Origin of the sequence: Pseudomonas granadensis (assembly GCF_900105485.1) — a bacterium.
In the GTDB taxonomy this organism is placed as follows: Bacteria; Pseudomonadota; Gammaproteobacteria; order Pseudomonadales; family Pseudomonadaceae; genus Aquipseudomonas; species Aquipseudomonas granadensis.
Map to the genome: position 1 here is coordinate 4,292,467 of NZ_LT629778.1, position 12,582 is coordinate 4,305,048.

Sequence of the window (12,582 nt, forward strand, 5' to 3'; positions counted from 1 at the left end):
GCTATAAACCTTTGATAGCGCTGCCAAACGCCGTCTCATAAAAATAGACGAGTTTTTTCCAGTCGGCATCGCGGAACGACGAATGGCGACGCAGTTGCTTCATGTCGTGCTGTGCGGCGCGATAGGCGGTCAGGCGCTGACGGCATTTTTCCAGATCGATCAACGCTACTTCGACCTTGGCCGACTCACCCTCGCCGGTCACCCGCACGAATACGTGCTTGATGTAGATGCAGCTGTGCTGCCAGCGACCCTTGTGCATGCGCGCGAGATTTTCCGCCAGGTCCTTGAGCACGCGCTCATAGACCACGTCGCCACATTGATCGCGACCGCCGGCAGCGGCCAGCCAGTGCTCCAGTTCCTGGAAACCGTCCAGGGATTGGGTCACCAGCAGTGCGCGCCATTTGTGCTGCGGATCAGGCTGAGCACCACAGAAAACGATTTGCGGTACGCGTACACCGAGCTTGCTTACGCCGGTCAGCGCATCGAGTTCGCGCAATACGGTAGGACGACCGAACGGGTGCAACCAGCTGCGATAGATGTGTCCGGTCTGGCGCTTGGCGTACAGCAACTGACCGTCGCGACCGACGATGCGCTGTACCCCGCTTTCGCCACCGCGGCGTACGTTGGGTTCTTCAACCCATTCGCCACGCTGGGCCCAGTAATAATCGAAACCATCTTGCGAAGCGACGTTCGCTTCAACTGCTGCTTGCACTGCCATCCCTTACCTCTTGCGTAATACGTAAACCCGCCACATCGCATAGAGCGGTATAAAGTCCAGTTGTTCCTGAATGCGGAACCCGGCCTGTTCAAATTCTTTCTCGATCGTCGCCGCCGGAATCAGAAAACGATTCTGGTAATCACGATTCGGCCGGTCCAGCTCGGCGCGCTTGCGCTTCCAGGCTTTGAAATTGCCGTCTACCCACAATGAAACAATCACACTGTCGCGGCTCACGCGCTCGAATTCGCGCAGGATCACCTGGCGGTGCTCGGACTCACCGATGTGGTGCAGCAGCCGCATGCAGAAAATGCTGTCGACCGAGTTGTCCGGCAAGGCAATGTCGAACGCCGAGGTGTGCAGCGGTTGTACCCGCTTGACCACATCGGCCGGTTGCCCCTGCATTGCTGTCTTGATCATCGATTCGGAGTTGTCCGCACCGATGATCACCCGGTTGGGTTTTTCCGCGAGCATTGGCCAGAAACGCCCGGCACCGCAGGGCAAATCCAGCACCAGACCGGGATCGCCTGCGAGTGACAAGGCCTTGCGCGCCAACTGTTCATCGCGCCAATGCGACAAGCGACGGCCCATACTTTCCTTGTGCTTGCGCAGATATCTCTGCGCATGCTGGTCGTCGTACTTTTCCGAAAAATCGAGCTTGATCGGGTCGGCCATGATCTGGACTCCTGAATGTCTGATGACGCCACCTTAGTCAGCGGCGTGTCAGCGTCAGGTCATCCAATTGTGAAAAAAATGTCAGGTAAACCGGCAAAGTATTACAACGTTATACAGGAATCAGACAGCTTGACGGGAGTAGGCTATCGCGACTATTTGCCTGCATTCACGCCAAGATCTACCTCGAATCGGCAGCCATTGGGTTCCATCGTGCTCAAGCTCACGGTCCAGCCCTGGTTTTCACAGATGCGCTGCACCAGCGATAAGCCAAGCCCGAGGCCGTCACCGCGTTTCTCACTGCCGCGCACAAACGGTTCGAACATCGCTTCGCGCTTTTCCTCGGGAATCCCAACACCGGAATCCTCGACGATAAAGCCGTGGGCCGTCAGGGTCAGGCGAATGAAACCCTCCTCGGTGTAATGCAGCGCGTTGCGCAGCAGGTTGCCCATCACCGCGTTGAGTAACGTCGCGTTGTAGCGGGCGTCCGATGGGCTGCCCGGCTCGAACACCAACCTCAGGCCCTTGCGCTCGATCGGCTCGCGCCACAGGCACAGCAGGCTTTGCGCCACTTGCGTAAGGTTGTGTTGCGGCGCCGCTCCGGGCTCTTCGTTTTGCGCGCGCGCCAGCATCAGGAACGTCTGCACCAATTCGCGCATCTCCTCACTGGCACGAGCGATACGCTCGACCTGCGAGCGACCGCGCTGATCGATGCCCGGATTCTCCAACAGCAGCTCGCAGGAACTGGCCAGCACCATCAGCGGCGTACGCAATTCATGACTGACGTCGCTGGTGAACAAGCGCTCGCGGGTCAGCGCCTGACGCAGGCGCCCCAATGTCGCGTCGAACGCCACCGCCAGTTCACCGACTTCATCTGCCGCATAATCCGGCGCCAACGGCGGTGCCAGCCCGAGCAACTGATCGCGATGACGGACCTGCCGCGCCAGCCGTACGACCGGCGCCATCACCTTGCGCGCCAGCACCCAGCCGAGGAACACCGCCAGCGCCAGGCTGAGCACGAAGCCCACCAGCACCACGGCAAACAGCACGCGTTCGCGCTCTTCGAAATCACTTTGATCCTGCAGCAGTACATAGCGGCGACCGTCGACGATCTCGACCATCGCGTGATACGACAGCTGCTCGCGGAACACTTCATGAAAACCGGCATCGAGATGGCGCAGGTCCTTGGGCAGATCGAAATCGCCCGGCCCGCCGCTGAAATAGAACAGCTGATCCGGTTCGGGGCGGTGGCTCCAGTCGGAAACGTTGTCCATCAGCAACAAGCGCTGCAAGTCGCCGCCCAGCCCCGCCGAGATCAGTTTTTCCTCGACCAGATGCACCGTCGCGACAATGCCCATGGCAAACGCGCCGGCCACCAGTGCACTCATCAAGGCAAAGGCAATGATGATCCGCTGCGAAAGGCTTTGCCTGAACTCCATTACACGTCGGCCAAGCGGTAACCCACCCCGTGCACGGTGTGCAGCAGTGGCTTGGCGAATGGCTTGTCGATCACCTGGCGCAACTGGTGCACGTGGCTGCGCAGGCTGTCACTGTCCGGGCAGTCATCGCCCCACAGGGCTTCTTCGAGAATTTCCCGGCGCAACACATGCGGGCTCTTCTGCATCAGCACGGCCAGCAGCTTCAGGCCGACCGGGTTGAGCTTGAGTAGTTTGCCGTCGCGCGTCACTTCCAGGGTGTCGAGGTCATAGCTCAGGTCGGCGACCTGCAAGGCGCGCCGGCCACCGCCCTGAGCGCGACGCATGACGGCTTCGACCCGCGCCGCGAGTTCGGACAGGGCAAACGGTTTGATCAGGTAATCGTCGGCACCCGACTTGAAGCCCTGCAAGCGGTCGTCCAGTTGATCGCGCGCGGTGAGCATGATCACCGGTGTGTCACGCCGTGCATCTTCGCGCAGGCGTTTGCACAGGGTATAGCCGTCGATCCCCGGCAACATGATGTCGAGGACGATCAGGTCGTAATGCTCGGTCGCGGCCAGGTGCAGACCCGACAAACCGTCCTGCGCGCAATCGACGGTGTAGCCCTTGAGGCCCAGGTAATCGGCCAGATTGGCCAGGATGTCGCGGTTGTCTTCGACCAACAGAATTCGCATGGGCACCTCCTCCGAACGGGGTTACGGCCGTCTTGGCCCGCGCAGCTTACGGCCAAGTGTGGCTCACGGCTAGGCGTGTGTCGGGTTGTTTGGCGATAAAAATGCCGATGCCGACCGCCAACGTTTTTTTCACTTTCGATTAACGAATCGGCAACGCCCGTGCGCGCAGACTCCGCGCGATTGCGCTCCTCTCAACATTCTGCCGACCAAGGAATTGCCAATGGCGTTGACCTCTACCCGTCCCGTTTCCCGGCCGCTGAACCTCTGGCTCTCCCTGGGCATACCCGCGGTTGCGGCGATCATTCTGGTGTTGCTCGAACTGACCGATCTGGACATGGATCTGGCCCGACTGTTCTATGACCCGGTCGCCGGCGACTTCATCGGACGGCACAGCTATTTTCTCGAAGACATCCTGCATGACCGCGCCAAACAAGTGGTCATCGCCTTCTCGGTGTTCGCGATCCTGGGTTTCATCGCCTCGTTTTTCCTCGCCCGACTCAAACCCTTCAAGCGTGAGCTGGGCTGCCTGGTGCTGTCGCTGGGCCTGGCCACTTCGTTCGTCACCCCGGTCAAAGCCGTGACGGCGGTGCAATGCCCGTGGAGCCTTGAGCAGTTCGGTGGGCATGAAACGTACAGCAAATTGATGGAACATCGTCCCGCCACCGACAAGCCGGGGCGTTGCTGGCCCGGCGGGCATGCGGCGACGGGTTTCACCTTGTTTGCGCTGTTTTTTGTTCTGCGCGATCGTCGCCCACGGCTCGCGCGGCAGGCGTTTGTTTTTGCCTTTGCGCTGGGCTCGGTGTTTTCGATCAGCCGGATGATGCAGGGCGCGCACTTCTTTTCGCATAACGTGTGGACGGCGATTTTCTGCTGGCTGATTTGCCTGGGGGCTTATTACTGGGTGCTGTATCGCCCGGCGGGCAAGGCTGCGGCGGCTGTAAACCCACACCCGATCAACGCCTGAACATACAAATCCCCTGTAGGAGTGAGCCTGCTCGCGATAGCGGTGTGTCAGTCGCAATCATGTTGAATGACACACCGCTATCGCGAGCAGGTTCACTCCTACAGGGGGTCGGTGTGAGTTCTGGGCAATAAAAAACCCCGCCTGCTTTCACAAGGCGGGGTTTTTCGTTACGGGGGTAAGGCTGGCTTACATCATGCCGCCCATGCCACCCATGCCGCCCATGTCTGGCATACCGCCGCCAGCCGAGCCTTCTTTCTTCGGTGCGTCAGCAACAGCTGCTTCGGTGGTCAGGATCAGACCGCCGATCGAGGCTGCGGCTTGCAGAGCCGAACGGGTTACCTTGGTTGGGTCCAGGATGCCCATTTCGATCATGTCGCCGTATTCGCCGGAAGCAGCGTTGTAACCGAAGTTACCTTTGCCGTTCTTCACTTCGTTGACGACGACGCTTGGCTCGTCACCGGAGTTGGCAGCGATCTGACGCAGCGGCGCTTCAACAGCGCGACGCAGCACAGCGATACCGACGTTCTGGTCAGCGTTGTCGCCGGTCAGTTCGGTCAGCGCTTCCAGAGCACGGATCAGCGCAACGCCACCGCCAGGTACCACGCCTTCTTCAACGGCTGCACGGGTTGCGTGCAGGGCGTCTTCAACGCGGGCCTTCTTCTCTTTCATTTCCACTTCGGAACCAGCGCCAACCTTGATCACTGCAACGCCGCCGGACAGCTTGGCCAGACGCTCTTGCAGTTTCTCACGGTCGTAGTCCGAGGAAGTTTCGGCAACCTGGGCACGGATCTGAGCGATACGGCCTTCGATGTCTGCCTGCACGCCAGCACCGTCAACGATGATGGTGTTTTCCTTGGACAGGGTCACGCGCTTGGCGTTACCCAGGTGCTCCAGGGTGGTGCTTTCCAGGCTCAGACCGATCTCTTCGGAGATCACGGTACCGCCGGTCAGAACAGCGATGTCCTGCAGCATGGCCTTGCGACGATCGCCGAAGCCTGGAGCCTTGACGGCAGCGACTTTAACGATACCGCGCATGTTGTTCACAACCAGAGTCGCCAGGGCTTCGCCTTCAACGTCTTCGGCAACGATCAGCAGCGGACGGCCGGCTTTGGCAACTGCTTCCAGAACAGGCAGCATTTCGCGGATGTTCGAGATCTTCTTGTCGACCAGCAGGATCAGCGGGCCGTCGAGCTCGGCAACCATGGTGTCCGGCTTGTTGACGAAGTACGGCGACAGGTAGCCACGGTCGAACTGCATGCCTTCTACAACCGACAGTTCGTTTTCCAGACCCGAGCCTTCTTCAACGGTGATCACGCCTTCTTTACCGACTTTTTCCATGGCTTCGGCAATGATGTCGCCGATGGAGTTGTCGGAGTTGGCCGAGATGGTGCCGACCTGAGCGATGGCCTTGAAATCAGCGCATGGCTTGGACAGGGCTTTCAGCTCTTTGACAATGGCGATGGTCGCCTTGTCGATGCCGCGTTTCAGGTCCATCGGGTTCATGCCGGCAGCGACGGCTTTCAGGCCTTCGTTGACGATCGACTGAGCCAGAACGGTGGCAGTGGTAGTACCGTCACCGGCGTCATCGTTGGCACGGGAGGCAACGTCTTTGACCAGCTGCGCGCCCATGTTTTCGAAGCGATCTTCGAGTTCGATTTCTTTGGCGACGGATACGCCGTCCTTGGTGATGGTCGGAGCGCCGAAGCTCTTCTCGAGGATCACGTTACGGCCTTTCGGGCCCAGGGTCGCTTTTACCGCGTCAGCCAGAACGTTGACGCCTTTGAGCATCTTGGAGCGGGCGGCATCGCCGAACTTAACTTCTTTAGCAGCCATGATCGATATTCCTTAAATACTTTGTAGTAACGGGAAAATGAACGGGAGTATCAGCCTTCGATAACCGCGAGGATTTCGTTCTCGCTCATTACCAGCAGGTCTTCGCCATCGACTTTCACAGTGTTGCTGCCGGAGTAAGGACCGAACACAACCTTGTCGCCTTCCTTCACGGACAGTGCACGCACTTCGCCGTTTTCCAGAGCTTTGCCCGGGCCTACAGCGAGAATCACACCGTGGTTGGCTTTTTCAGCAGCCGAACCTGGCAGGACGATACCGCCAGCGGTTTTCTTTTCTTCTTCGCTGCGACGGATGACGACGCGGTCATGCAGAGGACGAAGCTTCATTGTCGATCTCTCCTAATTGTGGTTTTCATCGGCCGGTGTAGTCCCGGCGGGTTTAACAAATCCGGCCTGTGCCGGGTGCGGCTCGTCGAGCGAACCGCGCAAGTCTGTCCGGTGTAATCACCGGAAACCTTTCGGTGACCGATACATAGGGGCGTACAAGCTGATTACAAGGGCTGGGGCAAAAAAAATTTTGACGCCGTCCGGCGATTTGGCCCCATAAACGAGCACGGCACCCGAAGGTGCCGTGTCGATGTTGACGTTACTTGTGGTCGCGGTGTTCGAACTCGCCTTCGATCACATTCGGCTCACGGCCCAACGGCTCGCGTGGTGCCGGACCGCCACGGGGTTGCAGGTCATCGGCAAAAGCGCGCTGGCGCATGGCCTGGTCTTCGGCACGCTGACGCATTTTGTTCGCCAGCAAGCGTCGGGTGAACGGCAGCAGCATGACCAGACCGACCACGTCGCTGATAAAGCCTGGAATGATCAGCAAACCGCCGGCCAGGGCCAGCATCAGCCCTTCGAGCATGGTTTGTGCCGGCAGTTCGCCGCGGTTCAGGCTTTCACGGGCACGCAGCGCCGTGGCCAGGCCAGCGATGCGCAGCACAAACACGCCGAACATCGAGCCGACGATAATCAGCAGCAGGGCCGGGAAGAACCCGATCGCCCCTGCCACTTTGACGAATACGAACAGCTCCAGCACTGGAAACAGCAGAAAGAGCAACAGAAAAGGGCGCATCAAAATTGTCCTCAACGCAAGAAATGCCTTGCAGTAAGCCTTAGATGACGTCGCCCTTGCGTGAATTCAACCTTAAGAATCCGCTTTTTTTGGCCAGACCTCGGCGTGAGCCAATGAAACCAGGGCTTCGCGCACTTGTGTCGGAGTATTGCAAGGGCTTGGGAAGCCTAGCCAGTACAACGCCTGACCGATGCGCAAGTGCATGCCTTCGCTGTCGATCCCGGCCAGTTGCGCCGGCACGCTGTTCGGCAAACCGGCGAGCTCGACGTAATGGGCGATAGCCTTGGCATGGTCGCTGTTCATGTGCTCGACCATGCTGATCTCGGCCTTGCCGGCGAACGGGTTGGCCAGGGTCAACTGATCGATCCAGTGAATCGCACCGAAACCGCCGATGTAGCGGTGGCGTACCGGATCCAGTACCCAGAAGTCGAAATCGTGAGCCTTGTGGTAGTTCTGCGAATCCGGGAAGTAGCGGTAGTAACGTTCGGCGGCGGCTTCGATGGCGGCAGGGTCTTCGAGCTTTTGCGCTTGTGCAAGATAAGTAAGGCGCCCTACCGCTTGCACGTCATCGGCCTCGCGCTCGCCCACCAGCATCGAGCATTTCGGGTCTTTTTGCAGATTGTGGGTGTGCTGGGCGATGCGGCTGATCAGGATCAGCGGTCGTCCCTGCTCGTCCAGGCAATACGGGACCACGGAGCCGAACGGAAAACCGGGCATCGATCTGGAGTGGGTCGAGAGCACTCCACGGTATTCCTTGAGAAGCAATTCTCGGGCATTCTTCGCCACTTCAACGCTCAATTTATGACTCCTTGAATAGAATCCGTCGTAAAAACGGACGGGCGTGCGAAAACAGGTTTCGGCCACGCCATCGGGCAATGTTCCCGCGCAACCCGGCCACGGCCGGGGCGGAACGGGAGCCGCCAAGAATAAAAACCATCAGACCAGCAATCGGGGCATGCGCATGCAACTCAACGACAAAGTAATCATTATCACTGGCGGTTGCCAGGGTTTGGGCCGCTCCATGGCCGAGTATCTCGCCGGCAAAGGTGCGAAGCTCGCGCTGGTCGATCTCAATCAGGAAAAGCTCGACGACGCCGTCGCGGCGTGCAAAGTCAGGGGCGTCGAGGCGCGCAGCTATCTGTGCAACGTCGCCAATGAAGAACAGGTCGAGCACATGGTCGCCCAGGTTGCCGCTGATTTCGGCGCAATTCACGGGCTGATCAACAATGCCGGGATCCTGCGTGACGGCCTGCTGCTGAAGGTCAAGGACGGCGAAATGAGCAAAATGAGCCTGGCGCAGTGGCAGGCAGTGATCGATGTCAACCTGACCGGCGTGTTCCTCTGCACTCGTGAGGTGGCGGCGAAAATGGTCGAGCTGAAGAACAGCGGCGCGATCATCAACATCTCGTCGATCTCCCGCGCCGGCAATGTCGGCCAGACCAACTATTCCGCGGCCAAGGCCGGTGTTGCGGCGGCGACGGTGACCTGGGCCAGGGAACTGGCGCGCTACGGCATTCGCGTGGCCGGCATCGCACCGGGCTTCATCGAAACCGAAATGACCCTGGGCATGAAGCCCGAAGCGCTGGAGAAAATGACCTCGAGCATCCCGCTCAAGCGCATGGGCAAACCGGAGGAGATCGCCCATTCGGCAGCGTATATCTTCGAGAACGACTACTACACCGGGCGGATTCTGGAGATGGATGGCGGGTTGCGTATTTAAGCCACGCCACAAACCAGTGTGGGAGCCAGCCTGCTGGCGATTGCGGTGGTTCAGTCAACCTCTTCGTTGAATGAAGGTCCGCTATCGCCAGCAGGCTGGCTCCCACAGTTTGATCGGGTTTCAGGCTCTCAATCGTCACTGATGGTGATATTCGGCATCGCCGGCGTCGCCGCTTCCTGCAACACGATCCGCGCGCCGACGTGGCGGGCCAGTTCCTGGTAGACCATGGCGATCTGGCTGTCCGGCTCGGCGATCACAGTGGGCTTGCCGCCATCGGCCTGTTCGCGGATCAGCATCGACAGCGGCAGCGAGGCCAGCAGCTCAACGCCGTATTGAGTGGCAAGCTTCTCGCCGCCGCCCTCACCGAACAGATGCTCGGCATGCCCGCAGTTCGAGCAGATGTGCACGGCCATGTTTTCCACCACGCCCAGCACCGGAATGTTGACCTTGCGGAACATTTCCACGCCTTTGCGCGCATCGAGCAGGGCCAGATCCTGTGGCGTGGTGACGATCACTGCGCCCGCCACCGGGACTTTCTGCGCCAGGGTCAGTTGAATGTCGCCGGTGCCTGGCGGCATGTCGATGACCAGATAATCCAGATCGCCCCACGCGGTTTGCGTGACCAGTTGCAGCAGCGCGCCGGAGACCATCGGCCCGCGCCAGACCATCGGTGTGTTGTCGTCGGTGAGAAATGCCATCGACATGACTTCGACACCGTGGGCCTTGAGCGGCACGAACCACTTCTGATCCTTGACCTCCGGGCGGGTGCGCTCGGGAATGCCGAACATGATGCCTTGGCTCGGGCCGTAGATATCGGCGTCGAGAATCCCCACTTTGGCGCCTTCGCGAGCCAGCGCGAGAGCGAGGTTGGCAGCCGTGGTCGACTTGCCCACGCCGCCCTTGCCCGAGGCCACGGCAACCACGTTCTTGACGTTGGCCAGCCCCGGAATCTGCGCCTGGGCCTTGTGCGCGGCGATCACGCTGTTGACCTCGACGCGGGCGATGACCACGCCCTCGATGTTTTCGATGGCCAGTTGCAGCAATTGCGCCCAACCACTCTTGAACAGACCGGCGGCGTAGCCGATTTCCAGCTGCACATTGACGCGGTCACCGATGATCTCGATGTTTTTCACGCAACCGGCGCTGACCGGGTCCTGGTTCAGGTAAGGGTCGGTGTATTGGCTGAGGACGGCTTCCACCGCTGCGCGAGTGACGGCGCTCATGGGCAACTCCGATAACAAGACTGGAAAAGATGGCGGCTATCCTACCCCTTCTATCCTCCGGACGGCATGCCCGGCAACGATTTGCAGGGGTGAAATATCTTGTCCGGCGCTTTATAGTGGCCGACCTCCGTTTCATCAAGTAGCGAAGCCCTACATGTCCGAGCCACGCAAGATTCTCGTCACCAGCGCCCTGCCCTACGCCAATGGTTCGATCCACCTTGGCCACATGCTGGAATACATCCAGACCGATATGTGGGTGCGCTTCCAGAAGCATCGCGGCAACCAATGCATCTATGTCTGCGCCGACGACGCCCACGGTTCGGCGATCATGCTGCGCGCGGAAAAGGAAGGCATCACCCCGGAACAACTGATCGCCAACGTGCAGGCTGAACACAGCGCCGACTTTGCCGACTTCCTGGTTGATTTCGACAATTTCCACTCCACTCACGCCGAAGAAAACCGTGAGCTGTCGAGCCAGATCTACCTCAAGCTGCGTGACGCCGGGCATATCGCCCAACGCTCGATCACTCAGTATTTCGACCCGGAAAAGAAAATGTTCCTGGCCGACCGCTTCATCAAGGGCACCTGCCCGAAATGCGGCACCGAAGACCAGTACGGCGACAACTGCGAAAAATGCGGCGCGACCTACGCCCCGACTGATCTGAAGGATCCGAAGTCGGCGATCTCCGGTGCTACCCCGGTGCTCAAGGATTCCCAGCACTTCTTCTTCAAGCTGCCGGACTTCCAGGACATGCTACAGGCCTGGACCCGCAGCGGCACCCTGCAGGACGCCGTCGCCAACAAGCTTTCCGAATGGCTTGACGCCGGCCTGCAACAGTGGGACATCTCCCGCGATGCGCCGTACTTCGGCTTCGAGATTCCGGGCGAGCCGGGCAAGTATTTCTATGTGTGGCTGGATGCGCCGATCGGCTACATGGCCAGCTTCAAGAACCTCTGCAACCGCACGCCGGAGCTGGACTTCGACGCGTTCTGGGGCAAGGATTCCACCGCCGAGCTGTACCACTTCATCGGCAAGGACATCGTCAACTTCCACGCGCTGTTCTGGCCAGCGATGCTCGAAGGTGCGGGTTTCCGCAAGCCGACCGCGATCAACGTGCACGGCTACCTGACTGTCAACGGCCAGAAGATGTCCAAGTCGCGCGGCACTTTCATCAAGGCCCGTACGTATCTGGATCACCTGTCGCCGGAATACCTGCGTTACTACTACGCGGCAAAACTGGGCCGTGGCGTCGATGACCTCGACCTGAACCTCGAAGACTTCGTGCAGAAGGTCAATTCCGATCTGGTCGGCAAAGTGGTCAATATCGCCAGCCGTTGCGCCGGGTTCATCCACAAGGGCAACGCGGGTCTGCTGGTCGACAACAATGCCGCGCCGGAGCTGACCGAGGCCTTCCTCGCCGCCGCGCCGAGCATTGCCGACGCCTATGAAGCACGCGACTTTGCCCGCGCCATGCGCGAAACCATGGCCCTGGCCGACCGCGCCAACGCGTGGATCGCCGACAAGGCGCCGTGGTCGCTGAACAAGCAGGAAGGCAAGCAGGATGAAGTCCAGGCGATCTGCGCCACCGGCATCAACCTGTTCCGCCAACTGGTGATCTTCCTCAAACCGGTGCTGCCACTGCTGGCCGCCGATGCCGAGGCGTTCCTCAATGTTGCGCCGCTGACCTGGAACGACCACACCACGCTACTGGCGAACCATCAGCTCAACGAATTCAAGCCGTTGATGACCCGCATCGACCCGGTAAAGGTGCAAGCCATGACCGACGCCTCGAAAGAAGACCTCAGCGCCAGCCAGACCGACACCGGCGCAGCCGCACCGGCCGGCAATGGCGAACTGGCCAAGGACCCGCTGTCGCCGGAAATCGATTTCGACGCGTTCGCCGCCATCGACCTGCGCGTGGCGCTGATCGTCAAGGCTGAGCACGTTGAAGGCGCCGACAAGCTGCTGCGCCTGACCCTCGATATCGGCGACGAGCAACGCAACGTGTTCTCCGGCATCAAGAGCGCTTACCCGGATCCGTCGAAACTCGACGGTCGCCTGACGATGATGATCGCCAACCTCAAGCCGCGGAAAATGAAGTTCGGCATCTCCGAAGGCATGGTGATGGCGGCCGGGCCTGGCGGTGAAGAGATCTACCTGCTGAGCCCGGACAGCGGTGCCAAGCCAGGTCAACGTATCAAGTAAGAAGCTGCGGTAAATCGATCCCACCGGCGTGCCCCGCATGCCGGTGGGATTTTTCATAG

General features: G+C 59.9%; 12 protein-coding genes. 3 read left to right on the forward strand and 9 right to left on the reverse strand.

All coding sequences use genetic code 11. From position 1 onward, the window contains the following. Window position 1: 1 nt before the first annotated feature. The 4 genes from BLU52_RS18960 to colR form a co-directional block, all read right to left on the reverse strand. Window positions 2-718, reverse strand: coding sequence for a lipopolysaccharide kinase InaA family protein (locus BLU52_RS18960; protein ID WP_090285813.1), 717 nt, complete (start codon window positions 716-718; stop codon window positions 2-4). A gap of 3 nt (window positions 719-721) precedes the next feature. After that, entirely contained in the window at window positions 722-1,390 is a 669-nt protein-coding gene (locus BLU52_RS18965) for a class I SAM-dependent methyltransferase (protein WP_090285815.1), read from the reverse strand. A gap of 152 nt (window positions 1,391-1,542) precedes the next feature. Next, window positions 1,543-2,826, reverse strand: coding sequence for a sensor histidine kinase (locus BLU52_RS18970; RefSeq protein WP_090285818.1), 1,284 nt, complete (start codon window positions 2,824-2,826; stop codon window positions 1,543-1,545). Beyond that, entirely contained in the window at window positions 2,826-3,497 is a 672-nt protein-coding gene (colR, locus tag BLU52_RS18975) for a two-component system response regulator ColR (RefSeq protein ID WP_064119015.1), read from the reverse strand. The genes BLU52_RS18970 and colR overlap by 1 nt, the downstream gene beginning before the upstream one ends. Before the next feature lie 220 nt (window positions 3,498-3,717). Here colR and BLU52_RS18980 point away from each other — a divergent pair, with 220 nt between their 5' ends. After that, window positions 3,718-4,461: a phosphatase PAP2 family protein gene (locus BLU52_RS18980; protein ID WP_090285821.1), complete on the forward strand. Its 744-nt coding sequence runs from the start codon at window positions 3,718-3,720 to the stop codon at window positions 4,459-4,461. A gap of 186 nt (window positions 4,462-4,647) precedes the next feature. Here the strand turns inward: BLU52_RS18980 and groL are convergent, their stop codons facing one another. The 4 genes from groL to BLU52_RS19000 all read right to left on the reverse strand — a co-directional run bounded on the left by groL (window position 4,648) and on the right by BLU52_RS19000 (window position 8,172). Further along, window positions 4,648-6,294 carry a chaperonin GroEL gene (gene groL / locus BLU52_RS18985; protein ID WP_090285825.1) on the reverse strand — a complete coding sequence of 549 codons (1,647 nt, stop codon included), beginning with the start codon at window positions 6,292-6,294 and terminating at the stop codon, window positions 4,648-4,650. 50 nt (window positions 6,295-6,344) lie between these two features. Continuing rightward, window positions 6,345-6,638, reverse strand: coding sequence for a co-chaperone GroES (locus BLU52_RS18990; RefSeq protein WP_007916610.1), 294 nt, complete (start codon window positions 6,636-6,638; stop codon window positions 6,345-6,347). Between the two features lie 259 nt (window positions 6,639-6,897). Further along, entirely contained in the window at window positions 6,898-7,374 is a 477-nt protein-coding gene (locus BLU52_RS18995) for an FxsA family protein (protein WP_090285827.1), read from the reverse strand. A gap of 72 nt (window positions 7,375-7,446) precedes the next feature. Beyond that, window positions 7,447-8,172: a HugZ family pyridoxamine 5'-phosphate oxidase gene (locus BLU52_RS19000; protein ID WP_090285829.1), complete on the reverse strand. Its 726-nt coding sequence runs from the start codon at window positions 8,170-8,172 to the stop codon at window positions 7,447-7,449. 163 nt (window positions 8,173-8,335) lie between these two features. Here BLU52_RS19000 and BLU52_RS19005 point away from each other — a divergent pair, with 163 nt between their 5' ends. After that, window positions 8,336-9,094, forward strand: a complete 759-nt coding sequence (locus tag BLU52_RS19005) for an SDR family oxidoreductase (protein ID WP_090288624.1) — start codon at window positions 8,336-8,338, stop codon at window positions 9,092-9,094. 128 nt (window positions 9,095-9,222) lie between these two features. On the opposite strand, the gene apbC is transcribed toward BLU52_RS19005, so the two are convergent. Further along, window positions 9,223-10,317, reverse strand: coding sequence for an iron-sulfur cluster carrier protein ApbC (gene apbC, locus BLU52_RS19010; RefSeq protein ID WP_090285831.1), 1,095 nt, complete (start codon window positions 10,315-10,317; stop codon window positions 9,223-9,225). Between the two features lie 154 nt (window positions 10,318-10,471). On the opposite strand from apbC, the gene metG reads away from it, so the two are divergent. Continuing rightward, window positions 10,472-12,523, forward strand: a complete 2,052-nt coding sequence (gene metG / locus BLU52_RS19015; RefSeq protein WP_090285834.1) for a methionine--tRNA ligase — start codon at window positions 10,472-10,474, stop codon at window positions 12,521-12,523. Window positions 12,524-12,582 lie beyond the last annotated feature (59 nt).

Excerpts from the sequence above, each read along its gene's own strand:
- BLU52_RS18960 (WP_090285813.1), bottom strand. The coding sequence starts at position 718 with ATGGCAGTGCAAGCAGCAGTTGAAGCGAACGTCGCTTCGCAAGATGGT.
- BLU52_RS18965 (WP_090285815.1), bottom strand. The coding sequence starts at position 1,390 with ATGGCCGACCCGATCAAGCTCGATTTTTCGGAAAAGTACGACGACCAG.
- BLU52_RS18970 (WP_090285818.1), bottom strand. The coding sequence starts at position 2,826 with ATGGAGTTCAGGCAAAGCCTTTCGCAGCGGATCATCATTGCCTTTGCC.
- colR (WP_064119015.1), bottom strand. The coding sequence starts at position 3,497 with ATGCGAATTCTGTTGGTCGAAGACAACCGCGACATCCTGGCCAATCTG.
- BLU52_RS18980 (WP_090285821.1), top strand. The coding sequence starts at position 3,718 with ATGGCGTTGACCTCTACCCGTCCCGTTTCCCGGCCGCTGAACCTCTGG.
- groL (WP_090285825.1), bottom strand. The coding sequence starts at position 6,294 with ATGGCTGCTAAAGAAGTTAAGTTCGGCGATGCCGCCCGCTCCAAGATG.
- BLU52_RS18990 (WP_007916610.1), bottom strand. The coding sequence starts at position 6,638 with ATGAAGCTTCGTCCTCTGCATGACCGCGTCGTCATCCGTCGCAGCGAA.
- BLU52_RS18995 (WP_090285827.1), bottom strand. The coding sequence starts at position 7,374 with ATGCGCCCTTTTCTGTTGCTCTTTCTGCTGTTTCCAGTGCTGGAGCTG.
- BLU52_RS19005 (WP_090288624.1), top strand. The coding sequence starts at position 8,336 with ATGCAACTCAACGACAAAGTAATCATTATCACTGGCGGTTGCCAGGGT.
- apbC (WP_090285831.1), bottom strand. The coding sequence starts at position 10,317 with ATGAGCGCCGTCACTCGCGCAGCGGTGGAAGCCGTCCTCAGCCAATAC.
- metG (WP_090285834.1), top strand. The coding sequence starts at position 10,472 with ATGTCCGAGCCACGCAAGATTCTCGTCACCAGCGCCCTGCCCTACGCC.